The sequence below is a fragment of the Nonomuraea gerenzanensis genome (genome assembly GCF_020215645.1).
GTDB classification, from domain to species: Bacteria; Actinomycetota; Actinomycetes; order Streptosporangiales; family Streptosporangiaceae; genus Nonomuraea; species Nonomuraea gerenzanensis.
In genome coordinates this window covers 2357246-2383131 of the sequence record NZ_CP084058.1, presented here as the reverse complement: position 1 = coordinate 2383131, position 25886 = coordinate 2357246, and the positions used below count along the sequence as shown (strand labels likewise).

Annotated in this window: 21 protein-coding genes and 1 pseudogene; 16 read left to right on the top strand and 6 right to left on the bottom strand. The window is 67.5% G+C overall.

Going from position 1 to position 25886, the window contains the following annotated elements; all coding sequences use genetic code 11:
* Positions 1 to 13 precede the first annotated feature (13 nt).
* From LCN96_RS11505 to LCN96_RS11485, 5 genes are all read left to right on the top strand, one after another.
* Positions 14 to 1228, top strand: a complete 1215-nt coding sequence (locus LCN96_RS11505) for an ABC transporter substrate-binding protein (RefSeq protein WP_225272584.1) — start codon at positions 14 to 16, stop codon at positions 1226 to 1228.
* The gene (locus tag LCN96_RS11500) at positions 1225 to 2154 is read left to right on the top strand and encodes a carbohydrate ABC transporter permease (protein WP_225272583.1); all 930 of its coding nucleotides are present in this window, start codon (positions 1225 to 1227) and stop codon (positions 2152 to 2154) included. The genes LCN96_RS11505 and LCN96_RS11500 overlap by 4 nt, the downstream gene beginning before the upstream one ends.
* Positions 2155 to 2231: 77 nt before the next feature.
* A complete protein-coding gene (locus tag LCN96_RS11495; RefSeq protein ID WP_225272582.1) occupies positions 2232 to 3011 on the top strand; it encodes a carbohydrate ABC transporter permease in 780 nt (259 codons plus the stop codon).
* Between the two features lie 61 nt (positions 3012 to 3072).
* Entirely contained in the window at positions 3073 to 3843 is a 771-nt protein-coding gene (locus LCN96_RS11490) for an IclR family transcriptional regulator (protein ID WP_225272581.1), read from the top strand.
* A gap of 13 nt (positions 3844 to 3856) precedes the next feature.
* The gene (locus LCN96_RS11485) at positions 3857 to 4762 is read left to right on the top strand and encodes a 5-dehydro-4-deoxyglucarate dehydratase (RefSeq protein ID WP_225272580.1); all 906 of its coding nucleotides are present in this window, start codon (positions 3857 to 3859) and stop codon (positions 4760 to 4762) included.
* 693 nt (positions 4763 to 5455) lie between these two features.
* Here the strand turns inward: LCN96_RS11485 and LCN96_RS11480 are convergent.
* Positions 5456 to 6925 carry an aldehyde dehydrogenase (NADP(+)) gene (locus tag LCN96_RS11480; protein ID WP_225272579.1) on the bottom strand — a complete coding sequence of 490 codons (1470 nt, stop codon included), beginning with the start codon at positions 6923 to 6925 and terminating at the stop codon, positions 5456 to 5458.
* A gap of 103 nt (positions 6926 to 7028) precedes the next feature.
* Between LCN96_RS11480 and LCN96_RS11475 the strand changes: the two genes are divergently transcribed.
* The 3 genes from LCN96_RS11475 (at position 7029) to LCN96_RS11465 (ending at position 10538) form a co-directional block, all read left to right on the top strand.
* The gene (locus LCN96_RS11475; RefSeq protein ID WP_225272578.1) at positions 7029 to 8285 is read left to right on the top strand and encodes a glucarate dehydratase family protein; all 1257 of its coding nucleotides are present in this window, start codon (positions 7029 to 7031) and stop codon (positions 8283 to 8285) included.
* A 74-nt stretch (positions 8286 to 8359) separates the two neighbouring features.
* Positions 8360 to 9727 carry a hypothetical protein gene (locus LCN96_RS11470; RefSeq protein ID WP_225272577.1) on the top strand — a complete coding sequence of 456 codons (1368 nt, stop codon included), beginning with the start codon at positions 8360 to 8362 and terminating at the stop codon, positions 9725 to 9727.
* Positions 9728 to 10040: 313 nt separating this feature from the next.
* Positions 10041 to 10538 (top strand): DUF402 domain-containing protein, encoded by a 498-nt coding sequence (locus LCN96_RS11465; RefSeq protein ID WP_225272576.1) that lies wholly within the window; start codon positions 10041 to 10043, stop codon positions 10536 to 10538.
* Positions 10539 to 10593: 55 nt separating this feature from the next.
* Here the strand turns inward: LCN96_RS11465 and LCN96_RS11460 are convergent, their stop codons facing one another.
* Together LCN96_RS11460 and LCN96_RS11455 are read right to left on the bottom strand one after the other, a co-directional pair.
* A complete protein-coding gene (locus tag LCN96_RS11460) occupies positions 10594 to 11235 on the bottom strand; it encodes a response regulator (RefSeq protein WP_225272575.1) in 642 nt (213 codons plus the stop codon).
* Positions 11232 to 12560, bottom strand: coding sequence for a sensor histidine kinase (locus LCN96_RS11455; protein ID WP_225272574.1), 1329 nt, complete (start codon positions 12558 to 12560; stop codon positions 11232 to 11234). Before LCN96_RS11455 ends, LCN96_RS11460 begins: the two co-directional genes overlap by 4 nt.
* A gap of 113 nt (positions 12561 to 12673) precedes the next feature.
* On the opposite strand from LCN96_RS11455, the pseudogene LCN96_RS11450 reads away from it, so the two are divergent.
* The 3 genes and pseudogenes from LCN96_RS11450 to LCN96_RS11440 all read left to right on the top strand — a co-directional run.
* Positions 12674 to 13327, top strand: a pseudogene (locus tag LCN96_RS11450) (ABC transporter ATP-binding protein); the annotation flags it as partial.
* A 62-nt stretch (positions 13328 to 13389) separates the two neighbouring features.
* Entirely contained in the window at positions 13390 to 14154 is a 765-nt protein-coding gene (locus tag LCN96_RS11445) for an ABC transporter permease (RefSeq protein WP_225272572.1), read from the top strand.
* A gap of 469 nt (positions 14155 to 14623) precedes the next feature.
* Positions 14624 to 15400, top strand: a complete 777-nt coding sequence (locus LCN96_RS11440; RefSeq protein WP_225272571.1) for an ABC transporter permease subunit — start codon at positions 14624 to 14626, stop codon at positions 15398 to 15400.
* A 188-nt stretch (positions 15401 to 15588) separates the two neighbouring features.
* On the opposite strand, the gene LCN96_RS11435 is transcribed toward LCN96_RS11440, so the two are convergent.
* From LCN96_RS11435 to LCN96_RS11425, 3 genes are all read right to left on the bottom strand, one after another.
* Positions 15589 to 17274, bottom strand: a complete 1686-nt coding sequence (locus tag LCN96_RS11435; RefSeq protein ID WP_225272570.1) for a ribonuclease J — start codon at positions 17272 to 17274, stop codon at positions 15589 to 15591.
* A 54-nt stretch (positions 17275 to 17328) separates the two neighbouring features.
* On the bottom strand, positions 17329 to 18246 hold the full coding sequence (gene dapA / locus LCN96_RS11430) for a 4-hydroxy-tetrahydrodipicolinate synthase (protein WP_225272569.1): 918 nt from the start codon (positions 18244 to 18246) through the stop codon (positions 17329 to 17331).
* 330 nt (positions 18247 to 18576) lie between these two features.
* A complete protein-coding gene (locus LCN96_RS11425) occupies positions 18577 to 19020 on the bottom strand; it encodes a GNAT family N-acetyltransferase (RefSeq protein ID WP_225272568.1) in 444 nt (147 codons plus the stop codon).
* Positions 19021 to 20240: 1220 nt separating this feature from the next.
* Here LCN96_RS11425 and LCN96_RS11420 point away from each other — a divergent pair.
* From LCN96_RS11420 to LCN96_RS11395, 5 genes are all read left to right on the top strand, one after another.
* Positions 20241 to 20957 (top strand): GntR family transcriptional regulator, encoded by a 717-nt coding sequence (locus tag LCN96_RS11420; protein WP_225272567.1) that lies wholly within the window; start codon positions 20241 to 20243, stop codon positions 20955 to 20957.
* Between the two features lie 419 nt (positions 20958 to 21376).
* On the top strand, positions 21377 to 21562 hold the full coding sequence (locus LCN96_RS11415) for a hypothetical protein (RefSeq protein ID WP_225272566.1): 186 nt from the start codon (positions 21377 to 21379) through the stop codon (positions 21560 to 21562).
* 283 nt (positions 21563 to 21845) lie between these two features.
* Positions 21846 to 22502 carry a JAB domain-containing protein gene (locus LCN96_RS11410; RefSeq protein WP_225275964.1) on the top strand — a complete coding sequence of 219 codons (657 nt, stop codon included), beginning with the start codon at positions 21846 to 21848 and terminating at the stop codon, positions 22500 to 22502.
* Between the two features lie 2235 nt (positions 22503 to 24737).
* Positions 24738 to 25226: a GntR family transcriptional regulator gene (locus LCN96_RS11400; protein WP_225272565.1), complete on the top strand. Its 489-nt coding sequence runs from the start codon at positions 24738 to 24740 to the stop codon at positions 25224 to 25226.
* A 40-nt stretch (positions 25227 to 25266) separates the two neighbouring features.
* Entirely contained in the window at positions 25267 to 25743 is a 477-nt protein-coding gene (locus LCN96_RS11395; RefSeq protein ID WP_225272564.1) for a GntR family transcriptional regulator, read from the top strand.
* The last annotated feature ends 143 nt before the right edge of the window (positions 25744 to 25886 follow it).

Here is a 25886-nt window from a genome sequence, read left to right as displayed (position 1 = left end):
TACGGACAACACATTGGAGATCTGGATCAGGCAGGCGCCCGATTCCGACTCCGCCAAGACCGCCAAGAAGCTCGCCGACGCCTTCACCAAGGCCAGCGGGGTGCAAACGAAAGTCGTGGCGCTTTTCGACGACTTCGAGACCAAACTGAACCAGCAGGCGGCACAGAAGGACCTGCCTGACATCGTCATCAACGACACCGCCCAGCTCGGCAACATGGTGTCGCAGGGCTGGCTGCAGCCCGTCGACAAGGCCGCGCTCAAGGGCGGCGACCAGCTCGCGGAGACGGCGTGGAAGGCCGCCACGGGATCCGACGGCAAGTTCTACGCGGCCCCGTTCTCCGCCCAGTCGTTCGCGCTGATCGTCCGCAAGGACTGGCGCGAGAAAGTGGGCATGGAGCCGCCGCAGACCTGGGAGGACCTGGCGAAGCTGGCCGTCGCGTTCACCGAGAAGGACCCCGACGGCAACGGCCAGAAGGACACCGCCGGCTTCACCGCCCCCGCGGGCACCAAGCGCGGCTACGCCTCCTGGTACGCCTCCTCGCTCATCTACGCCAACGGCGGCGACTTCATCAAGTCCGCCGGGGCCGGCAAGTACGCCGCCACCGTGAACGACCCGAAGACCGTCGAGGCCGTGCAGTACCTGCAGGACCAGTTCTGCAAGACCAAGACCGTCAACCCCGGCGCCGTCAGCAACGACACCACCGTCACGCACGAGGTGTTCGAGAAGGGGCAGGGCGGCATCTACCTGGTCGGCCCATACGTGCTGGCCCGCTTCGTCAAGAGCGTCGGCACCGACAAGATCGAGGTCCTGCCGGTGCCCAAGGGCCCGTCCGGCGGCCCCGGCACGCTCGGCGAGGGCGAGAACGTCTACCTCATGGCCGGATCGCAGAATCAGGACGCGCAGAAGAAGTTCGCCGAGTTCGCGATCTCCCCCGAGGGCCAGAAGATCGGCATGAACAAGGACGCCAACGGCGCCATCGTGCGCCTGCCCGTGAACACCACGGTGGACATGTCCGCCGAGCGCCAGGACCCGCGCTGGAAGGTGTTCCAGGACTCCTACGCGCACGCCGTCTACGCCCCGCCGGTGCCCAACTGGGCGCCGATCCGGCAGACCTCCGCCGACACCATCAACGCCGTCTGGGCCGACTGCACCGCCGACGTCAAGACGGCGATGGATGAGCTCAACACCAAGCTCACCCAGGAACTGCAGAGCCAGAAAGCGTCATGACCTCCACCCTGGCCCCGGCGCCCCGCCGGACGCGGTCCCCCGGCCACGCGCCGAAGTCGGTGCGGTGGCGGGGGCCGCTGATCGCCTGGCTGTTCCTGGCGCCCGCGCTGCTGCTCTTCCTGTACTTCAAGTTCATCCCGATGTTCGTGGGGTTGTGGAAGAGCCTGTTCAAGGTCCAGACGTTCCTCGGTGACGAATGGGTCGGCTTCCAGAACTACGAGACGATCATCACCGACTCGGAGTTCGGCGCCGCCATCTGGCACAGCGTCGTGCTGGCCCTGGGCACCACGATCGGCTCCATCGTGCTCGGCCTCGTGCTGGCCCTGCTCATCGAGGGGCCCGCCCGCTACCTGTGGTTCGTCAGGACCGCGGCCTTCCTGCCCGTCGTGACCACGATGGCGGCCGTGGCCGAGGTGTGGCGGATCATGTTCCACCCCGCCGACAACGGCCTGCTCAACATCGTCATCGGCTGGGTGGGGGTGGACCCGCAGCCGTGGCTGGCCAGCGAGGACACCTCGTTGTGGTCGATCATGCTGATGAGCATCTGGCGCGGGACCCCGTACGACATGATGATCTTCCTTGCCGGGCTGGTCGGCGTGGACCGCACCCTGTACGAGGCCGCCGCCGTGGACGGCGCCTCGACGTGGCGCCGGCTGCGGCACATCACGCTGCCGGCGCTGCGGCCGGTGTTCTGGATCCTGTTCACGCTGGCCGCCATCCGCGGGCTGCGGGTCTTCGTCGAGGTGTACGTGCTCACCAACGGCGGGCCGAACGGGTCGTCCGAGGTGCTGATGACCCTGATCTACAAGCTCGGGTTCCAGAAGAACGAGCTGGGTGTCGCCTCGGCGGGCGGCATCGTGCTGTTCCTGGCCACGCTGGTGCTGACGGTGATCGTGCAGGTGTTGCGGAAGAGGCAGGCGACATGAGGTTCGACACCGCCCTCGGGCTGGAGGCCCGGCGCGGTCCGCTGGCGACCGCCGGAAAAGTCATCATTTATAGCGCAATGGTGGTCGTCTTCACCGGGCCGCTGGTCGGTCTGCTGATCAGTGCCTTCAACAAGACCCTCGACCCCACCTCCTTCTCCCTCTGGCCGGACGAGTTCACGCTGGAGAACTTCGTCCAGGCCAAGGACAAGAACGTCTACCTGTACCTGCTCAACTCTTTCATCGTCGTCGGCTTCGGCCTGCTCCTGCAGATGCTGGTGAGCGTCTTCGCGGCCTACTCGCTGGCCCGCAAGAAGTTCCGCGGCATGACGATCGTGATGCTGCTCATGCTCACCACGATGATGCTGCCCGAGGAGATCATCGCGATCCCCCTCTCCCTCGTCCTGGCCGACCTGCCGGTGCTGCACCTCAACCTCATCGGCACCTACGCCGGCATGATCCTGCCGGTCGGCGCCTGGGGCTTCTCGATCCTCGTCATGACGGAGTTCATGAAGGAGGTGCCGGTCGAGCTGGAGGAGGCGGCCCGCATCGACGGCGCCGGCGAGCTGCGCATCTTCGCCACGATCATCGTGCCGCTGTGCCGGCCGGCCCTCGGCGTGATCGGGGTCTTCGGCTTCACCATGATCTGGGACCAGTACCTGCTCCCGCTGATCGTCGCCCCCGAGTCGGACATGTGGACGCTGCCCATCGCGCTACGCTCGCTCCGGTCGGACGAGGAGGTCGGCATCGGGGTGCTGCTGGCCGCCTCGCTGCTGGCGCTGCTGCCCTCGATCATCGCCTTCCTGGCGTTCCAGCGGCAGTTCATGCGGGGGCTGACGAGCGGCGCGGTCAAGGGTTAGGCGTCCATGTATCTGGACGGTATCCCATATCCTGGATCTTTCCCGAAGGACACGAGATGGGATGAGCATGGAGCAGCCCCCGCTGGTCAAGTCCGCGGAGCGGACCGTACGCATCCTGGAGACGCTCGCCGAGTCGCACGACCACCTGACCCTGTCGGAGCTCCAGCAGCGGACGGGCTTCCCCCGCAGCAGCCTGCACGCCCTGATGCGCACGCTGGTCGAGCTCAACTGGGTGGAGACCGACTCGGCCAGGTCGGCCTTCGGCATCGGGCCGCACGCGCTGCTGACCGGCACGGCCTACCTCGACAAGGACCCGGCGCTCCCCTTCGCCCAGGACTGCCTGGAGGACCTGCGCGACGAGATCGGGCAGACCGTGCACTTCGCCCGGCGCGACGGCGCGCACGTCCTCTACCTGGCCACCAGGGAGTCACGCGAGGCCGACCACATCATCCCCCGCGTGGGCCGGCGCCTGCCCGCCCACGTGACCGCGCTCGGCCAGGTCCTGCTCGCCCAGCTCACCGATGACGAAGTGGTGGCGCTGCTGCCCGAACCGCTCACGGCCCTCACCGAGCACACCATCACCGACCTCGACAAGCTCACCGGCGAGCTCGACCAGGTGCGCACCAGGGGCTGGTCGTACGAGCGGGAGCAGGGCACGCCGGGCGTGGCCTGTGTGGCCGTGGCGGTCGACTACCGCATCCCGGCCACCGACGCGATCAGCTGCTCGATGCCGGCCGCGCTCGCGCCCGCCGACGTCGAGCCGATCACCGAAGCGATCATCAAACACACCCGGAAGCTGGCTGCCACCCTGCGCAGGGAGGGCATCCGCTAGTAAGGACTCGTTGATGCGGCTAGACGGCGTTCTCTTCTTCCCTGTCACCCCCTTCTGCCCCGACGGCGCCCTCGCCGAGCCCATCCTCGCCTGCCACGTCGCCCAGGGAGTCGCGGCGGGGGCGGGAGGAGTGTTCGCCGCGTGCGGCACGGGCGAGTTCAACGCCCTCGACCTCGAGGAGTACACCCGGGTGGTGTCGACCGCGGTCGACGCCACCGCCGGCCGCGTCCCCGTCCTCGCCGGCGCCGGCGGCCCCCTGCCGACCGCCCGCGCCCTGGCCCGCGCCGCCGCCTCTGAGGGCGCCGACGGCCTGCTGGTGATGCCTCCCTACCTGGTCACCGGCCCCGCCTCCGGCCTCGTCCGCTACGTCCGCGAGGTCGCGGCGGCCGGCGACCTGCCCGTCATCATCTACCAGCGCGGCACGGCCCGCTTCACCCCCGCCGCGGTGGCCGAGCTGGCCGCCGACGTGCCGAACGTCGTGGGCTTCAAGGACGGCCTGGGCGACTTCGACCTCCTGCAACGCATCATCCTGACCGTCCGCCGGACCAATCCCGAGTTCACCTTCTTCAACGGGCTGCCCACTGCTGAGCTGACCGTTCCTGCTTACCGGGGGGTGGGGGTTCTGCTGTACTCCAGCGCGGTCTTCGCCTTCGCGCCCGAGATCGCGCTCGCCTTCCACAAGGCGGTGACGGCGGGGGATGAGGTGATGGTGCAGCGGTTGCTCACCGGGTTTTATCTGCCGTTGGTGGAGTTGCGGGATCTTGTGCCGGGGTATGCGGTTTCGCTGGTCAAGGCGGGGGTGCGGGTGCGGGGGTTGGAGGTGGGTGGGGTGCGGGCGCCGCTTTGTGATCCGGGGGAGGAGCATGTGCGGGTGTTGGAGCGGCTTATCGGGGTCGGGCTGGAGATCGCCAACGGCTGACGCCGGCTTTTTGGTGCGGTCGTCGGTTGCTTTTGTGGGGAGCGATGGGGGGCGTTCTGGCTCGCGTACTTCCAGCAGCGATTCCCATCGGCGGTCGTCCGCGGTTCTGTCCCCCGGAGACGTACTCCGCGTCACACCGTGCACGTCCACTCACCCAAGCCACTGCACCCCGCGCTGCTCACCCACCCCGCACGCCCACTCACCCGCGCCATCGCACCCCCGCCCGCTCACCCACCCCGCACATCCACTCACCCGCGCCATCGCACCCCGCCCGCTCACCCCACCCGCACATCCACTCACCCGCGCCATCGCACCCCCGCCCGCTCACCCCACCCGCACATCCACTCACCCGCGCCATCGCACCCCCGCCCGCTCACCCACCCCGCACATCCACTCACCCGCGCCATCGCACCCCGCCCGCTCACCACCGACCAGGCGCGCCCTTCACCCGACCCCACCGCACACCCCGCGGTCCGCTCACCCACCGACCCCGCACACACCCTGCAAGTCCGCTCCCAGTCCGCACGTCCGCTCAACCAACTCCAGCGCGCACCACACATCCGCTCACCGAGCATGGCGAAATCGCCGACCCGAGTCGTGTGGCGGGCAGTCACACCACCCCACCCCACCACACCACCAGGCCGACGAATCACCAAGACCGGCCAGAGCCTTCAGAACCAACCAAAGAACCGGTCAGACCTGAAGCCGACCATCCACCCTCCGCGGAATCGACAGCGGGTTCCCGTCCTTGAGCTCGTCCGGCAGCAACCCCTCCGGCCAGTCCTGATAGGCGGTAGGCGCCAGCCACCGCCCGATCGCCGTCGCCCCCACAGACGTGTAGCTGGTCGTGGCAGCAGGCCACGGCCCACCGTGATGCATGGCCCAGCAAACGGCCACCCCGGTCGGCCACCCGTTCCAGATGAGCCGCCCGGCCCGCCTGCCCAGCACCTCGGCGACCTCCCCGGCCTCCTCCGGCTGGGTGCTGTGGATGGTCGCCGTCAACGACCCTTCGAGCCGCTCCAGCACCGGCCGCAGGTCGGCGACGTCCCGGTAGGTGACCACGATCGACGCCGGCCCGAAGCACTCCTCACCGATCCCCGGCAGCTTCGACGCGAACGTCTCCAGATCAGCGGTGAACACCTTGGGCGTGACCGCCAGGCTTCCCTCCCCCGGCTTGCCCTCGGCCAGCAGTTGCAGCTGCCCGAGCCGCTCGACGCCGCCGAGGTACCCGTCCCTGATCCGCTCGGCGAGCATCGGCCCGCCGCTGGTGCCCTCGACGGCCTCGACGATCGCCTTGCGCAGCTCGTCACCCTCGGGCACGAACATGAGCCCGGGGTTCGTGCAGAACTGCCCCACCCCGAGCGTCAGCGATCCGGCGAACCCGGCCGCCACCTCCTGCACGGGCGCGGACGGCAGCACGACCACGGGGTTCACGCTGCCGAGCTCGCCGTAGAACGGGATCGGCACCTCCCGCTCGTCGATCAGCTTCTGGATCGCCTTGCCACCGGCCACGGACCCGGTGAACCCGGCGGCGACCACGCTCGGGTGCTGCACGAGGTCCGCGCCGGCCTGCATGCCCTGGACCAGACCGAGCAGGTCCGGGTACGGCAGCGCCTCGCGCACGATCTTCGCCACCCGCTCGGACGTGTTCGGGTGCCCGGGGTGCGCCTTCACGACCACGGGGCAGCCGGCGGCGAGCGCGGAGGCGGTGTCACCGCCGGCCACGGAGAACGCGAACGGGAAGTTGCTGGCCGCGAACACGGCCACGACGCCCTGCAGCGCGTGCTTCATGCGGCGCACGTCCGGCCTGGGCGGCGTGAGCGAAGGGTCAGCGTGATCGATGATGGCTTCCAGGTAACCGCCGTCCCTGATCACCTCGGCGAAGAGCCTGAACTGCCCCGCCGTACGCGCCACCTCGCCGCGCAGCCGCACCTCGCCGAGCGCGGTCTCCTGGTCGGCGAGCTGCCACAGCTCGTCCACGTGCGCGCTCAGCGCGTCGGCAACGGCCTCCAGCGCGACGGCACGCTCGGCGGCCGGGGTCGCCCGCCAGGCCGCGCCGGCGGCGGCCGCAGCAGAAACGATCATGTCGACCCCGGCGGTGTCGGTCTCGGGCAGGGCGGCGCCCACGGTTTCGCCGGTCCTGGGGTCGTGTCCGTAGATCATCGAATGGCCCTTCGGAGTCTTGACACTTCTTCAATCTGATTCTTACAGTTGCGGCTACTTGTCCACAAATCTGGCTATCGTTCACATATATGGACGGAATGCGATGATCATCAGGCAGATCCACGTCACCCCCGTCGCCTTCCGGGATCCGCCTCTCCTGAACGCCGCAGGAGTTCACGAGCCCTGGGCTCTCCGTACCATTGTCGAGGTCGTCACCGACGAAGGTCTGACCGGGCTGGGTGAGACGTACGGCGATCTCGAACACCTCGCCAAGACCCGCGAATGCGCCGAAGCCCTGATCGGCCTCGACGTCCACGCCCTCAACGCGATGTACGCCCGGATCGCCGCCCTTGTCGGCGGAACGGTGCCCGACCTGCACGGCCTCACCGGCGCCGGCAGCACCGAGAAGAGCATCGACCGCCTCTTCTCCCCCTTCGAGGTGGCTTGCCTGGACATCAGAGGCAAGGCGGCCGGCGTCCCGGTGTCCGACCTCCTGGGCGGCAAGGTCAGGGACGCGATCCCGTACAGCGCGTACCTCTTCTACAAGTGGGCGGGCCACCCCGGCGACGACCCCGACCGCTTCGGCGCCGCACTCGACGAGGCCGGCATCGTCGAGCAGGCCAGGCTCCTGATCGACGAGTACGGCTTCCGCTCGATCAAGCTCAAGGGCGGCGTGTACCCACCGGACCAGGAGATCGCGGCGATCCAGGCGCTGCACGAGGCGTTCCCGGACACCCCGCTCCGCCTCGACCCGAACGCCGCCTGGTCGGTGGCCACCTCGATCCGCGTGGGCAGGGAGCTCGACGGCGTCCTCCAGTACCTCGAGGACCCGACGTCCGGCATCGACGGCATGGCCGAGGTCGCGGCCTCCGTCCCCATGCCCCTCGCCACGAACATGTGCGTCGTCACCCCGGAACACTTCCCGCCCGCGATGGCTTCCCGCGCCATCGGCGTGCTCCTCCTGGACCACCACTACTGGGGCGGTCTCGTACGTTCTTCGCACATCGCCGCGATGTGCGACACGTTCGGCCTGGGCATGTCCATGCACTCCAACTCCCACCTCGGCATCAGCCTGGCCGCCATGACGCACCTCGCCGCCGCCACCCCGAACCTCACGTTCGCCTGCGACACCCACACCCCCTGGCAGGACGGCCAGGACGTGGTGCAGCCCGGCCCCCTCCGCTTCGTCAACGGCGCCGTCCCGGTCCCCACCACCCCGGGCCTGGGCGTCGAGCTGGACAGGGACGCACTCGCGGTGATGCACGAGCAGTACGAGAAGTGCGGCATCCGTTCCCGCGACGACACGACGTACATCCAACGCTTCGATCCCTCCTTCTCTCCGAAAAAGCCCCGCTGGTGACCGTCGCCACCTGAACCCACCAAGACCGCACGCGACCTGACTTCCTCATGACCATCGGCAAGGAGACCCCGTTGATGAACGTCGCCTACCTCTACCCCTGGGACGTGGTCGGAGACCCATCAGCCCCTGGCCGCCTGGCCGACCTCGGCGTCCAGGCGGTCGCCCTGGCAGCCATGTATCACTCAACGCGGGCAGCCACGCCGTACCATCCCGCTCACCGAGTACTCGACGTGCCGTACCCGGCCTTCTACCTGCCGATCCGCCCGTCGTCCTGGTCGCGCCTGGTCCCCGCGACCCCGACGTGGACCCCGGCCGACGCCTACCTCCAGGCCAGGGACGCCCTGAAGGCCGTCGGCCTCCAGGTCCACGCCTGGACCGTCCTGACGCACAACTCGCACCTGGGTTCGGCCAACCCCGACCTGGTCGTACGCAACGCCTTCGGCGACCCGTACCCGTACGCCCTGTGCCCCGCTCACGAGGACGTCATCGAGTACTGCGAGCGCCTGGTCAAGGAGATCCTTGAGGTGGGCGAGCCCGACGGCCTGATCCTGGAGGCCTGCGGCCCGATGGGCTTCGGCCACCAGACCGTCCACGAAAAGACGTCCGGCGCTGACTGGACACCCGCAGACATCGATCTCCTCTCCCTGTGCTTCTGCACGAACTGCGCCCCCCACTACCCCGAGCCGACCAGGGCCGCCGTCCGCGCCGCCATCGACCGCAGCACCCCCTCCCCCACCACCTTCCAACCAGCCACCCCCACCTCCGGCACCGCCCAACCAGCCACCCCCACCTCCGGCACCGCCCAGCCGGGCACCACCACCTCCACCCCGGCCCAGCCGGGCACCCTCACCTCGGCCCAGTCGGGTACCCCCACCCTGAGCCAGTCGGGCACGCCCACCTCCGGCACCCCCCAATCGGGCACCACCCCTACCCAGGCGCAGGCGCAGGCCCAGGCGCAGGCGCCCCAGGCGCAGGCCCCGATCACAGCCGTCGACGCTCTCGGCCCCTTCGCCGACGAGGTATGCGCCCTCCGCGTTGCACAAACGACCACCCTCCGCCAGCGCCTGATCGCCGTCGCCAGAACAATCGCCCCCAACGTCCCCATCACCCTGCACGCCAACCCGGACCCCTGGGCCACAGGCGCCTTCGCCCCGCTCCCGTCCGGCGAACCCGCAGCAGACGTCCTGGTGGCCAACTGCTGGGGCGACCCCGCCACGGACGCCACCCGCCTGGCCCGCCTCAAGGACCTGGCCACACCGACCCAGCGAGTAGGCGCCTACGTCCTGGCCCTCCCACCCCGCCCCGCCGACCCGGAAGCACTGGCGGACCAGCTCAGGACGTACGCCAAGGCCGGCGCATCGGAGTTCCACCTGTACCACGCCGGCCTGGCCTCCCCCCAACGCCTAGCCGCCCTCGCCGAGGCCCTCCGCCTCCACCCCTGACAGTCCTTTCAGCACCACCACCTTCAGCACCACCACGAGGAGCCCACGAGCGCCCCTGCCTCACGCCGCAAGACCTCCGCCTCGCCGGCTCATCGCCCTCTGCGCGACCTGCACGCCCATCCCAGGCCCACCAGCCAGCCGGTGAGGTGCTCCTCCTGCGAGCCTGCGCGCCCACGAAGCAGCCAGGAAGCCGACGAAGCCGCCACCCGCGCACTACCGAAGCCCTCACACTCCAGCCCCGCCCCAGCCCGCCGGCCAACTCCACCGCCAGCGCCGCGTGTGACGACCACCCAGCACGGATATGTCTCTACATATGACCGATGTGCGAATCGTCTTCAGAAAATACGGCGGCGCATTGCATTGGAACCACCCCGCTCGGCTACTAGGCGAGGACGAGCACGGCCTTTGGGCCGAAGTCCCAGGTGGGACGATCGCCCGGAAGGGCGAAGGCCCGCCCGTAACGTGGGAGACAACCGCCATCATGCTGTTCCCCCGGGACGCCTGGTGGACGGCATCCTTCAACACCCCGCCCCACAAAAGCGAAATCTACGTCGACGTCACGACCATTCCGGAATGGAACGACGGTGAGGTCACCATGCTCGACCTCGACCTGGACGTGATTCGCATGAGAGATGGGCGACTCATCCTAGACGATGTAGACGAATTCGCAGAACATCAAATCCTGCTACGTTATCCACCCGACTTGGTCACACAAGCGGAAGAAACCGCACACTGGCTACTCGACGCAGTAGGCGAGAGAAAAGGACCGTTCGGCGGAGCACACTTGGATTGGCTTTCACAAACGCTCTAGGTTCGATACACACTCTAACACCTGGCCAGCCGGCAGCAAATTGATCTGAGCGCCATCACGCGGCAGCCGAAACCAGTCCGCTCTCGTATGCCGCAATCACCAGCTGAGCGCGATCCCGGGCCTCGAGCTTGGACAGCAGTCGCGTGATGTGCGTCTTCACCGTAGCCAGGCTGACCTGCAGGTGAGCCGCGATCTCCCGATTGGACATGCCTCGCGCAATTAACAACAACACTTCCCGCTCCCGCTCCGTAACGCCCTCCAAGCCCTTGACTTGAGGCAGCACGGGAGTACGCGTGAACTCCTCGATCAACCTACGCGTTACCGTAGGCGCCAGCAGCGCCTCTCCTGCCGCGACCACCCGTACAGCAGCGAGCAAATCAGCAGGCGGCGTATCCTTCAGCAAAAACCCACTCGCGCCGGCCCTGAGCGCATCATAAACATAAGCGTCGAGGTCGAACATCGTCACCACGAGAACGCGGGCCACATCCCTGATCCGGCGAGTGGCTTCGATTCCATCCATATCCGGCATTCGCACGTCCATGAGCACGACGTCCGGCCGCCGTTCCAGCACGACGTCGACAGCCTCGGCCCCGGTCGCCGCCTCCCCCACCACCTCCAGATCAGGCTCGGAGTCGACCAGTACTTTGAAGCTCCCCCTGAGCAACGCCTGATCGTCGGCGATGACCACACGGATCATGAGACCTCCTCATAAGGCAACGTCGCGAACACCCGAAACCCTCGCCCAGGCAGGCTGCCGGCCTCGAACGTCCCGCCGTACATCATGACCCGTTCCCGCATGCCTATCAGACCGTGCCCAGCCCCTTCACCAGGCAACGTTCGCCATCCCGGCCCTTCATCGACCACCTCGATCCGTACCTCCTCACTCTTGACCACAGCGGACACACGGCAACGGGTCGGCGCGGCGTGCTTGACCACATTGGTGAGCGCCTCCTGCACGATGCGATACGCAGCCAACCCGACACCACCAGGCAGCCGCTCCCAGACTCCTTCCTCCCTTTGCCACACCGCCGCGTCCCCTCGCGGCACCTCTTCACGCGACGGCACTCCTCCTCGCAAGGCTTCCGCCCGTTCCCGTGCCGCGTCTTCCCAGAAGATCCTCGTATCTCCTCCCGCCGCTCTGTCCGGCGGTGCGGCCTCGGCTCTCTCCCTCTCGACACGCAGGTCGAGCTCTACCTCCACCCCGGCCAGCCGGGCCTGGCGCACCAGCCCCTGGATCCCCGCCAGGCCGGGAGTGGGCACACGGTCGGGCACCGACGTCGACCTGAGCACCCCGAGCAGGTGCCGCATCTCGACCAGGGCGCTCCGGCTGGCGGTCTCGATGACGCGCAACGCGTCGTGCGCCTCCTCCGGTTTGGTCGCCATGACATGGTTGGCGACCCCGGCCTTGACCGCGATCAGCCCTACGCTGTGCGTGACCACGTCATGCAGCTCGCGAGCGATCCTCAGCCGCTCCTCCGCCACCGCCTGCGCCGCCATCCGCTCCGCGTCACGTGCGGCGAAGGATCTTCGCTCCTGTACGGCCCGGCCGATCGTCCACGCCCCTCCCAGCGCAGCTATCCCCAGCAGCGGCTGATCGAGGTGCAGCAGCCAGTCGGGGGCCCGGTCGCGAGGCGTCCCCGCCACCGTCATGCCGACGATGGTCATCAGGCTCACCACCGCGATGGCCGACGTCGGGACCGCGGGGCCGAGCCTGTCGGACAGCGCGACGATGTAGAGAACGTACGCGGGCGCGAGGTACACGAGCCCTGAGACGCCCGACAGCGCAGCGTAGACGGCGATCACCAGCGTGAAGCAGAAGACGGGCAGGGGCCAGAGCCTGCGCAGTGCCAGCGGAAGGCCCAGGCCGGCGGGGAGAGCGAGCCGCATCCATGGTGACAGCGCCTCGGCATGAACCGTCACGGTGAAGAAGATGAACGCCGCGCACGCCCCCACCACCGCATCGAGCATGACCAACTGACGACGGCTCATGCGCCTGGCGTAGAAGGGGTGCGTGTCGTTCACGCGTTGAACCGTAGCCGCTGAGGCGGGCTGCGCACGTCAACCCAGGGTCTGACCTTGAAGTTCGGACCGTGGTCCGACGCGCCGCGGCCCGGCCACCCCGCATCCTTTACGACGTGATCGAACTCCACCACCTCACCAAGCGCTACGGCGCCACCCTGGCCGTGGACGGTCTCACCTTCAAGGTCGAGCCGGGCCACGTGACCGGGTTCCTCGGCCCCAACGGCGCCGGCAAGTCCACCACGATGCGCCTGGTCCTGGGCCTCGACTCGCCGACGTCGGGGCAGGCGCTGGTCAACGGCAGGCGATACGCCACACTGCGCAGGCCGATGCACGAGGTAGGTGCACTCCTGGACGCGAGCGCGGTCCATGGCGGCCGCAGTGCCTACAACCACCTGCTCTGCCTGGCCCGCACCAACGACATCGGCCCCGCGCGCGTCACCGAGGTGCTGGAGCAGGTCGGGCTGGCGGGCGTGGCGCGTAAGCGAGTGGGTGGTTTCTCCCTGGGCATGAAGCAGCGGCTGGGCATCGCGGCCGCGCTGCTCGGAGATCCCGGCATCCTGATGTTCGACGAACCGGTCAACGGCCTCGACCCCGACGGTGTGCGCTGGATCCGCGACCTCATGCGCTCCCTGGCCGCCGAGGGCCGCACCGTCCTGCTCTCCAGCCATCTCATGAGCGAGATGGCCCTCACCGCTGAGCGCATCGTCATCGTCGGCCGCGGCAAGCTGATCGCCGAGTCCACCGTCGCCGAGCTGACCGCCCGTTACCCATCCCTCGAAGACGCCTACCTGGCTCTGACCGCCGACAGCGTGCAGTACGGAGCGGCCAGATGAAGGCGGTCCTGTCCTCCGAATGGCTGAAGCTCCGCTCAGTGACCTCGACCTACCACTCGATCGGTGCAGCGACACTGACGGTGCTCCTGGGCATCGCGTGGACGCTCTATGTGACGGCCCTCGCCGACGAGCGCGGCACGCTTCGCGCAGCCGCCCCCGAGCAGGGCTTCCTGCCCCTCGTCCAGCTGAGTCTGGCGGTGCTCGGAGTGCTGACGATCACTTCCGAGTACGCCACCGGCATGGTCCGCACTACCCTGATCACCGTCCCGAAGCGCAGCACCTTATTCCTGGCCAAGGCAGGCATTGTCGGCGCGACCACCTTGGTCGCCGCCAACGCGATCCTCCTACTCACGTATGCAACGAGCCGGTTGATCGCCGAGGGCCGCCACCTGGGCTTCAACGAGACTCCGTTCACCGAGGGCCTGCCGACGCTGCTCGCCTCGGGCCTGTCAGCGACCGCACTGGCACTGGTGGGCCTCGGCGTCGGAGCCGCCGTCCGCTCCACAGCCGGCGCCATCATGTCGGTCGTCACCTTGCTGTTCGTACTCCCCGGCGTGGCCAACTACCTGCCCGCGCCGTGGAACACGCGCGTCGCCACGTTCCTCTTTCCGAACCTCGTCCCGCAGATGGCAGACCAGCGGCTCTCCTCCCGCCTGGGCGACGGTTTCCTGCCGCCCTGGGCCGCGCTGGGCGTGCTCCTCACCTACCCGCTCGTCGCCCTCGCCGTCGGCTACTACGAGCTCAAGCGGAGAGACGCATGACCGTACGCGCCTCCGCACCTCACCCCCGCATCAGCCCTTGCACCACCCCACGACACCAGGCCCGGACACCCGCTCTCCGCAAGGGCAGCCTGAGACCCGCGCTCCTCAAGGGCAGCCCGAACACCCACATTCCACAAGGGCAGCCCGGACATCGCGGCTCCGCATGGGCAGATACGCCCGCAGAGCCCTCCCCGCGCCCATGCCAACCGCATCCGACCTGCTCACGCGACGTCCCGCACCACAGAACTGCTCACGCGACGTCCCGCACCACAGAACTGCTCACGCGACGTCCCGCACCACAGAACTGCTCACGCGACGTCCCGCACCACAGAACTGCTCACGCGAATTCCTGCACCACAGGGCCGCTGATGCGACATTCAGCACCACAGGCAAGAACGCAGGGCATCGGCCTTCACTGGACCGCACCCGCATTTCATCCAAGACAACCATCGCCCGGAAGGACTCGGAATTGACCGTCCTCGCCTCCGAGTGGCTGAAGATCCGTTCGGTCCGCTCAACCTACCTGGTCCTCGGGCTCAGTCTCGGCACCGTCTTCCTGGGCCTCGCCCTCGCTGCGGCAGCAGCCGGCATGTATGACACCGCTTCGCCCGAGCAGCAGGCACGAGCCAGGATCGCGGACCTGGAAGAAGTGTTCACGATCATCCCTCAGCTCTGCATGGGCATCCTGGGCGCTCTGGCCATCACAACCGAGTACTCGACGGGTCTGATCAGAACGAGCCTGGCCCTCGTCCCCCGGCGCTGGCCCGTCCTCGCCGCCAAAGCCATGGTCATCGGTGGCCTAGGCCTGCTCGTCGGTGTGGTGGCGGTCTTCGGCACCTATCTCGTGGCCCGTGGTGTGCTCGGTGATCGCTTCTCCGGGGCCTACAACACCGCCTTCAGCGACCGGTTGCCACTGCTGATCGCGCTCAGTCTCACCGTGCCGGTGTTCGCGCTGCTCGGCGTCGGACTCGGCGCGATCGTACGCTCTGCGGCGGCCACGACGGCCATCATCGTCGGCCTCGTCTACGTGGTTCCCATGATCATCGGCAGGATCCCCGAGCCGTGGAGCGAACGCCTGGGTTCGCTCATGATCGGCGCCCTCCCTAGGGAGATCACCGGCGACACCATCACCACCTCGGTGTACGGCTCGCTCCTGTCACCGCCGGCGGCGGCCGCAGTCATGATCGCGTACGCGAGCGTTCCGATGTGCGTCGCCATGTGGCTACTACGCCGAAGGGACGCCTGACCGTGCATGAAGAAGCCACAGCAACGGACGTCTGCTCTCCAGCCAGCACCTCCGCGTCGAACATGCCCTACACCCAGACTCGAGGGACATCATCGACCGTCCTCGCCAACCATCGCAGGCCACAAGCCCCACAACCACCTCCGCAGGTACGGCAGGCCAGAGCACCTGCCGTACCCTCCGGAGGACGCTCAGACCTCGAGCACCACCGGGATGATCATCGGCCGGCGGCGGTAGGTGTCACTCACCCAGCGCCCCACCGTGCGACGTACGACCCGGCGGATCTCCTGCATGTCCACCACACCGTCCGCGGCCTTCTCCTCGAGGGCACGCTGGATCTGCGGGATGAACTCGTCGAACTGGGCAGGATCGATGCCGGATCCGCGGGCGTGAATCTCCGGTCCGGCGGTGAGCTTGCCCGTGCTCGAGTCGACCACGACGACCACGGAGATGAACCCCTCATCCCCAAGGATCCTGCGGTCCTTGAGAGAGGTGTCGGTGATCTCGCCCACCGACGAGCCGTCGACGTAGACATAGCCGGCGTGAACCGCACCGACGATCCGAGCGCGACCGTCGACCAGGTCCACCACCACGCCGTCCTCGGCGATGACTATGTGGTCCTCGGGCACGCCGGTGAGGGCGGCCAGCTTGGCGTGGGCCCGAAGGTGCCGCCATTCGCCGTGCACGGGCATGAAGTTCGAGGGACGCGTCAGGTTGAGCACGTACAGGAGCTCACCCGCGGCCGCGTGCCCCGAGACGTGCACCTTGGCGTTGCCCTTGTGCACCACCCTGGCGCCCCACCGGGTCAGGCCGTTGATGACCTTGTTGACCGCGGTTTCGTTGCCCGGCACCAGCGACGATGCCAGCAGCACGGTGTCGCCCTCGGCGATGCGGATCGGATGGTCGCGGTTGGCCATCCTCGACAGCGCCGCCATCGGCTCGCCCTGGGAGCCGGTGCAGATCAGCACCACGTCCTGCGGCGGCCACTCCTCGATGTCGCGCGAGTCGACCATCAGGTCCGGCGGCACCTTGAGGTAGCCGAGATCTCGGGCCACGCCCATGTTCCGCACCATGGAGCGGCCGACGAGGGCCACCTTGCGGCCGTGCTTGGCCGCGGCGTCCATGACCTGCTGGATGCGGTGCACGTGGGAGGCGAAGCTCGCCACGATGACACGCTGCTCGGAGGTACGGATCACGTCGTCGATGACCGGCCCGATCTCCCGCTCGCTGGTGACGAATCCCGGCACCTCGGCGTTGGTGGAGTCGGACATCAGCAGGTCGACGCCCTCGGTGCCGAGCCTGGCGAAGCCGCCGAGGTCGGTGAGGCGGCCGTCGCTCGGCAGCTGGTCCATGCGGAAGTCACCGGTGTGCAGGACGATGCCCGCCGGCGTCCGGATGGCGACCGCCAAGGCGTCCGGGATGGAGTGGTTGACCGCGAGGAACTCGCAGTCGAACGGCCCGAACGTGTGCCGTTCGCCCTCCACGACCTCGACCTTGGTCGGTTGGATCCTGTGCTCGGTGAGCTTGGCCTCGATCAGGGCAAGCGTGAGCCTGGAGCCGATGAGCGGGATATTGCGCCGCTCGCGCAGAAGGTAGGGCACCGCCCCGATGTGGTCTTCGTGGGCGTGCGTCAGCACCACGGCTTCGACGTCGTCGAGCCGGTCCCGAATGTATTCGAAGTCAGGCAGGATGAGATCGACACCCGGCTGGTCCGGCTCGGGGAACAGTACCCCGCAGTCGACGACCAGCAGGCGACCGTCATATTCGAAGACGGCCATGTTCCTGCCGATTTCCCCCAACCCGCCCAGTGCGACTATGCGCAGGCCGCCTTCAGGCAGCGTCGGCGGGGGGCCAAGCTCAGGATGCGGATGGCTCATGCCTGGCCCCCACGGTCAGATCTTGTTCTCAAAACTCCCGGTTCCTCCCCGTTCCTATGCGTCTGTCAACTTCACCCCGCCGGCTACCAGGCAAGCACGCAGCTCGGCGATTTGCTTCTCTGTGGCGTCCACGAGCGGCAGCCGTACCGGACCCACCGGCACCCCCACCATGCTCAGCGCCGCCTTCGCCATGATCGCGCCGCCCGCGCGGAGCATGATCCCGTCCACCACGGGGGCCACCTGTGTGTGCACGGCCAGGGCCTGGGCGACGTCGCCGTTCTTGTGCAGGTGGATCATGCGTGCCAGCTCGGCACCGACCACATGCCCGACAACGCTGACGAACCCGGCCGCGCCGAGCGAGAGCCACGCCAGGTTGAGCAGGTCGTCGCCGGAGTAGAAGGCGAGATCGGTCGCGGTCATCACCTGGTTGGCGGCGAACAGGTCACCCTTGGCGTCCTTCACGGCCACGATGCGCTCGTGCTGCGCCAGGCGGAGCAAGGTCTCGGTCTTGATCGGTACGCCGCTACGTCCGGGAATGTCGTACAGCATCACCGGCAGGTCGGTTGCGTCGGCAACGGCGGTGAAATGCTGGTACAGCCCTTCCTGCGGAGGCTTGTTGTAGTAAGGCGTCACCACGAGCAGGCCGTGCGCACCGGCACGAGCCGCCTGCTTCGCGAGTTCCACGCTGTGACGGGTGTCGTTGGTGCCTGCTCCGGCCACCACGGTCGCGCGATCGCCGACCGCATCGAGGACGGCGCTGACAATGCGCTGCTTCTCCTCGTCAGAGGTGGTGGGCGACTCTCCGGTCGTTCCGTTGACAATCAGTCCGTCATTGCGCTGCTCGTCCACCAGATAGGTGGCAAGACGTCGCACAGCCACATAATCGACCTCGCCGTCGGAGGTGAACGGCGTGACCATCGCGGTCAGCATACGGCCGAAGGGCGCGTCGGTGGTTCCAGTTGGCGATGCCATAGTGCGAACGCTACCTGGATTCAGAAATCCATTGGACGTCGCCACCCCGCTTCGCCTGCCTGGAGCCGCCTTTTGCCCGCCCCCACCGGGCTTCCGGACGCCTGGCCACACCACATGGATCGGCCCGCACGAGCCGGGTGGATCAAGCCGACGTGGGAAGCGTCGCCGGGGAAAGGCGGTCTTCCCCGGCGTCAGACAGGCCTCGTATGGCCCGGGCGACTGAATCTCCTGTCGCCCAGGTCACACGAACAACACCTGTGCGACGTGACAGCCGCACGGTGCGGCGCGGTCGCCCTCTCGGCGATCAAGCTCGGCCGGGAGGGTCCGGCGTCAGGGCAATTCGACCTGATACCGGATGAAGCCGCGGTTCTCCGCGACTTTGTCGTACAGGTGTCGTGCCGTGTTGTTCGACTCGTGGGTGTTCCAGTACACACGCGAGCAGCCGCGCTCCCGCGCCCAGTCGCAGACAGCCGCGATCAACGCGCGCCCCACGCCCTTGCCCCGCACCTCCGAAGCGGTGAACAGATCTTGCAGGTAGCAGACATCGGCGTCGGGCGCGGAGGTGCTCCCGTGGGTGAGGAAGTGGGTGATGCCGACCAGTTGGCCGTCCAATCTGGCGCCCAGGGCGTGCAAACGGGTGTCCGCTTGGAATTCCTGCCATGCCCGTTCGTACATCTCGTCCGGTTCGACGCGCTCGTAGAAGTCGATGTACGCGCGGAACAAGCTCTCCCATGCGCTCCGGTCGGAGGGGAGGAGCCTGCCGATATCGATCATGTTGTCCTCATCGGTGGTGCAGCCCGGCTCGGCACAGGACGAGCCCGGACGTATGCGGGCTTTCTGGATCTTGGTCTGATGGGCAAGGGAACGGGTTTGATCCGCCAACTTAGGGAGAGACGGTGGCCCGGGGTACGGCCACTCGGCTGCGATACGAGGTGACCACTTCAGGTCTGGCGGTCCTGGACTTGGTCCCGCCCGCCGAGGTTTGGCAATGTCCGGACTGTCCATGGCCCCAGGGCTTGTCGGCTCGGGGCTCACATCGATCAAGGTGCCGTCACCCGGAGAGCGCCGCCGCACGGAGGGGGCACCGCCGCACGGAGGGGGCACCGCCGCACGGAGGGGGCACCGCCGCACGGAGGGGGCACCGCCGCACGGAGGGGGCACCGCCGCACGGAGGGGGCACCGCCGCACGGGGAAGGCACCGCCGCACGGGGAAGGCACCGCCGCACGGGGAAGGCACCGCCGCACGGAGGGGCACCGCCGCACGGAAGGGGCACCGCCACACGGGGAAGGCACCGCCGCGTGGAGGGAGCCGCCCCACCGGAAGACGCCGTCGCGCGAAGAGGTGCCGCCCCGCGGGAAGGCGCCGCCCCATAGGAAGGTGGTGTCGCCCCGCAAGAAGGCGGCACCCCGCGAGAAGGTGCCGCCACGCGAAATGCTCCGCCGCATGGGGAGGCCGCCACCCCCACGGCAAGGCATCACCACATGAGAAGGCATCGCAACACGGGAAGACATCACCGCACGAGAGACTGCGACACCGGCTCCCGAAGCAGGTATTGATCTTGAGAGCCGCCGAGAGGCATCTACGGGCGCGCGATCCGCAGGTTGCCGTAGCTTAGGGGTGTTCGTCCCGCCGAAGGCAGCAGGCATGGACCGCCGTCGGGACAAGGGCGAGTCGGCAGACAAGGCAAGCGGGTCTGACCAGAACCGGCTTCACGTTCCCCGCCGAACCGACCTCTGGCCTGGGCCTTCATGGTCGCATGGGCCGACCGCGGCTTGGGCGGACATGGAAGAGGTCGCCGATATGTGCTCGGGGGTACACACATCGACGACCTCTACCGGAGAATCGCCACCCCTTACATCGGCGTTACAAGGTTTCCCTGATAATTTTCCGCCACCGCAAAGTTGGGGCTCCAGCGGTCATCGATGACGGTCGGTTACCTGCCGAATACGGCAACATGGGGCAACGCCTCACACGAACCCCCAGGGATGGACTAGTGGCCACCTCAGATCCGGTCTACCTGCGTGTCGTCGAAGACATCCGGCGACAGATCACCGACGGCACCCTTCCCCCCGGCGCGCCGATCCCCTCGCGCGCGCAACTGACCCGCAAGTATCAGGTCGGTGAGACCGCCGCCCGGCACGCGCTGCGCGTGCTCGCGGGCGAGGGCCTCATCATCGGCCGCGTGGGCTCGGGCCATTACGTCAGAGAACGCCCCGATCTAACACCGCTGTACCGATGGCGTTTCCTCGATCACCCCGCCCCGTTCGCCGCCGACCTGCAATCCCAAGGCAGGCGAGTTACATGGGACTGGCACAGCGAGCTCACGGAAGCAGGCCCCGACATCGGCAGACGCCTGCGGCTGCCCGAGTCGGCGACGCTGACCAAGACGCATTACGTCTTCCGCGGGGACGGCAGGCCGCTGCAACTCGCCACGTCGTATGAGCTGCGGGAGTTCATTCCTCACACAGAGGACGAACGGCGAGGCGTGATCGCGCGGATGTACGCGCACGGCATAAAGATCACGGAGATCGTGGAGAGTGTTCACACTCGCATCCCCCAGCCGGTGGAGAGCGATGCGCTGGATCTAGCGGCAGGTGTGCATGTTCTCCATGTGGAACGTACCCATTGGGCGGGGGATCGTCCGGTGGAGACCAGCGACATCGTGATTCCGGGCGATCGGTTCCGTATCACATACAGCATGCCTGTTTAGGGCGGGAGGCTCCGGGTGAGCGGTTCTTGCCCGGAGCTTCCCGGCCGCCCGACGAGCTTGTGTTGCCGTGGGGAGTGCGGGGATGCGGCTGATGTTTGATGCGGGTTCGCGGCCGGCCTCGCCGAAGGCAACGACGCGCACCCCCGTGACCGCGCCTGCTGGTGCACCTACGAGGCAGCCCTGATCAGGCTGAGCGGCGTGTTGTGGAAACGCTCCGGTTGTCTTGGACGATGCATCCTGACGACCCGATGGCTCAGGCCGCCGCGCATTGGCCATGGGCAGATCACCGCACACGCCGGCAATCGACGATGGTCTAGATCACCATGTGCGCTGGAGCGTGGGGGAAACACAGATCGCCACGCATGCCGGTGCCCCATAACACCAGGCCCCACACACCGGGCCCTTGCACGGCGGGCCCCGTGCGGCGGGCCCCGTGCGGCTGGCGGCTGGCGGCTGGCGGCTGGCGGCTGGCGGCTGGCGGCTGGCGGCTGGCGGCTGGCGGCTGGCGGCTGGCGGCTGGCGGCTGGCGGCTGGCGGCTGGCGGCTGGCGGCTGGCGGCTGGCGGCTGGCGGCTGGCGGCTGGCGGCTGGCGGCTGGCGAACTAGCCGAGGGAACCGCATATTCCCCTGGCCTTCGGAATTCGTGACGCCGGATCCCGCATGCCCCCTCTCGGCGTCTGTCCCATACGACCGGGCCTGCACCGCTACGCGAATCGAGCCTCTGCCGTTCCGCAAAGCTCCTCTTCCCGATCCATGCCGCAAGGCCGCGCAAAAAAACGCAAATAACACCTTCGACGGCTTTATCACCGTTTCCGCGCACGATCCCACCGAAAAGCTGCAGGTCAGAGATTGTCGGTGCCCGTTGATACAACGGTTGCGGAGGTTGCCGATGCGAGTCAAAGACCTGTCCGAACGTGACCGGCCGCGCGAACGGCTCATGTCCAACGGTGCCGCCGCGCTGGCGGATCGGGAACTGCTGGCCGTGCTGCTCGGCTCGGGATTTCGTGGAGCGAGCGCCCTCGATCTGGCCACGCAGGTGATCGAGAGTTGTGGAGATCTCGATGGCCTCAGCCGTTCCGACCCGCACCGGTTACTCACCATGCGTGGCATCGGTCCCGCCAAGGCCGCGCGCGTGGCTGCGGCCTTCCATCTCGTACGCCGGGCCGAGGCGTGGCCTGAGCGTGAGCGCATCACGAGCACGTCCGACCTGGCCCATGCCTGTGCTCCGCTGCTGCGCGACCGGAAGCGCGAGCGGCTGGTCATCGTCGTGTGCGACACCGGCGGACGGATCGTGAAACGGGCGGTGCTGACCGAGGGCGGGAGCGATCACACCGTGATGCCCATCCGTGAGGTCATCACGGAGGTGCTCACCGCCGGCGGGGCGCTGTTCGGGCTGGCCCACAACCATCCCGGCGGATCGCTCGATCCCAGCCCCGAGGACCTGGAAGCCACGGCCAGGCTCCTCGAGGCCGCACAGACGGTCGAGCTGCGACTGCTCGATCACCTCATCATCGCGGACGATTCCTGGAGGAGGATTCCCCTGTAAATCCATTCCAGGGCGGATTATGAACGCAGCGAACCACAAAAGGCATCATCCGCTTATAGCGCCGAACAGCAGTTTTCCAAGGGACGACCATGAGAACCTAATGACGCGGGTAGGCCGTTACGGACGTCAGCCGGCTACTACTCGTCATGACGTGGTCCCCATGCCCCGTGGACGCAGGGGGCCACGTCCATGGTCTCGCGCAGGCTCCGGGTGCAGCCCATGCCTCTTCGGAGGTCATGGGCAGGCGCGTTGCCCGGAGCCGGCGTGAACGCAGGCGCGTCGGTCACGCGTGCCCTGTTCGTGTTGTCGCCAGCGGTGTCCGGTTCGCATGAGCGGTGGCATGGCACGAGCAGGGGTCCGATGCGCCTTGTCGCCGGACGGGGACGCAACCCCCGTCCGGCGACACGCGTTTGTTCCTTCACCGGGGTGTCTCGACAGAAGTCGGAGCCACCGGTCATGAAGCTCTTCACTGAGCGGTACGCACGCGGCAGACTGTTGTTTGCGGCCATCGCGCTCGGTGTCCTTCAGAATCCCTATGTGGAGGACCGCGATGGCCGTCACCATTTCTTCGCCTGAGCCTTCCTTCACGTCATGTGGCTAGCGTTGACGTCACTGATGGCCGATGATTGCGGCTGCATATCTTGCGGAAACTGTCCATGATTGTCTGATCGTCGACATGGATGCGTCTACTCTGCGCGGGCTTGATGGCTGTTCGCCCGCTGGGTATCGTGCAATTCGCTCGGTTTGTACCTGCCGACGCAAGAGGCGGCAGGTTTTTGTTGGATCTGCTGCGCGGGGGCCTGCGTAGGCATCAAACTTGGTCTGCGGCCACCGCCATTACCTCCGCTTTGAATCGTTGCTTCGAAGAGGAGTGTGCGGTGTTCGCATCGCAGGGGTTTGGGCGAGACCGCCTGTGATGATGTGAGGGGAGCGTGCGCCTGCGGAAGCGGCACCGCAGGCGCACGAGTAAATCGCGGCATTTCGCGGACGATGGTCAAATGGTGACGGCCATCGCGCTTCTCCTTCGAGGGCCTGGTCTAGATCGAAGGATAGCAAGCGATGGCCGCAGGATTGATTCTGGCGCTTGAGGGGCTGGGTAGGTACGGGAATTCAAGATTGGGAACTCCGACTTTCCTGCGTTGGTGGCTGAGGTCTTACGGCGTGCTGAACTACCGGAGCTGGGTTCCCGGGTGCGGGGTAAGACGTGGTCCCGGCGGGGATTACGGGGTGACGACGGCTGCGGCGGCAGGGCTGGCGGTTCAGGTGCGTTTGCGTGCAGGGTGATGTGGGGTGCAGGTCGAGCTCAGCGCCGGGTGGGCTGGGGTTTGAGGTGGACGCAGCGGGCTGGGGTCGAGGCGGATGGAGCGCTGAGCGAGTCAGGACGCGGGTTCGGCCTCCGCCCCGGAGCGGGCTGGTGCCGGGGCGCATGAAGCGCTGGGTGAAGCAGGACGTGGGATGGATGGCCCGATGGAGATCGGGGTGACACGGGTCGGATCTTGGCTGGGGACATAGGGGCGGTTGAGCCCAGGGCCGTGTGGAGCTGCGGGTTCCGAGGCGGGCATGCGGTGCTGGATGTAGTTGCTCCAGATCTTGCGGCATCCGGTCTTTGGTGATCAGGAGAAGGTTTCCAGGTGTGATGGGGGTTGCCGACTTCGCCAGCGCACGGACGTCTTGATCGGTCACGCTAACGGCCGATGCTTTCGTCGCGACCCTGCTGATTCGTCGCGTCATGTGCGGAGGCCGCCCGGTCGCGAAGGTCGCCGCCGAACTGGGCGTCTTCTGCCAGTGCGGTAGCCGGCGGGTGCGCGCCGGTGACCGCACCGAGAGCTGGGCCGGGCTGCGCTTACGGCGCAGTAGCCTTCGTTCCCGCTCCCGCCACACCCCGTAGTAATCGAGCGGCAGGTCTGGACGCCTGCGATCGATCTGCGGGCGGAACCGGCAGGAATCGCCCGGACCGTCAGGGTGCCGGCTCAGGCCGTCCTCCCGATGCCGGCCCGTGACAGCTTGCCTCGTGCGTGCCGGGCCGTCCCCCATGCTGCTGTGCCGTGCCGGCCCATGCCGTCGCCCGGATAGCCCATCTCGGTCGCGTCTGCCCTGGCCGTTGCTCAGATATCGCTATCTCGGTCACGCCGGCCTTGCCGATCGCCTGCTGCCTGCTCTGGGCCGTCAGGAGCGAGTGAAGGGGGTGGGTCTGGAGACATGTGGCGAGCGTCTCTTGAGGTCTACAATCCGATTGTGCTGGATCGCGAAGGCCCCGTGCCGCTCTACAAGCAGGTTGCCGAGTTGGTTCGCGATCAGATCGGACGCGGTGAGCTGCAGGCCGGCGATCCCGTACCCAGTGAGGCGGCTCTAGAGAAGACCTACGAGATCGCCCGGACGACTGCTCGCCGGGTGGCTCGGGAGTTGCGGGAGCAGGGGCTGGCGTACACGGTTCAGGGTGAGGGCACGTTCGTGGGGCCGCCCGGGACGCCTCGGTCGCCCAGGAAGCTGCCTATCTATCAGAAGATCGCCACAGAGATCATCGAACGCATCCAGCAGGGCGAGATCCCGCCCAACAGGCCCATTCCTGGCGAGAAAGCGATGATGCGGCAATATGGCGTCGCAAAGGTGACCGCACGGCAGGCCGTTGCGCATCTCAGGGAGCTGGGGTGGGTGTTTACGGTGCCGTATCGGGGCACATACGTGACCGACCGAGAGAAATGGCCCATAATTCCGGGCTCTTAATTTCCCTTCCGGTGACCGCGCCATTGGATATCCTTGGAGCGTGCTGAATCGCGAGGGTGACACCTATCTATATCTTCAGATCAGCGAGGTCCTCAGGTCGCGCATCCGCGCAGAACTCTCGCCAGGAGATCCCTTGATCAGTGAGGCTGAGATCCAGCGGGAGTTCAAGGTTGCGCGTACGACCGCGCGCCGCGCGATCCGCGTGCTGCGAAACCAGGGGCTGGTCCATACGCGGCAAGGTGAGGGCACGTTCGTCAACGGGCCTGGGCAGTCCGGGCCGGTTGGGCGGCAGGCGCCGTTCTATCGGCACATCGCCGGGGAAATCCGGGAGCGGATAAAACGGCGCGAATTCGTGTCGCGGGAGCAGATTCCGAGTGAGGTGGAGTTGGTGCGGCAGTACGGGGCTGCGCGAGAGACCGTGCGGCGGGCCATCTCGTTGCTGCGGGAGGAGGGGTGGGTGTACAGCGTTCCGCATCGAGGGAGTTATGTCTCACCTCGGGAGAAGTGGCCGGTTTGAGTGGGGTAGGGGCCGGCTGGCTATGGTCGGCTTAGTACTCCAGTGACACTTGGCGATCTTGAGGACTTGGGGTCACATGGCGACGGCCACCGCGTGATCATTCGGAGTTTGTGAGAACAACCAAAGATCGTGCGGTGGCCGCG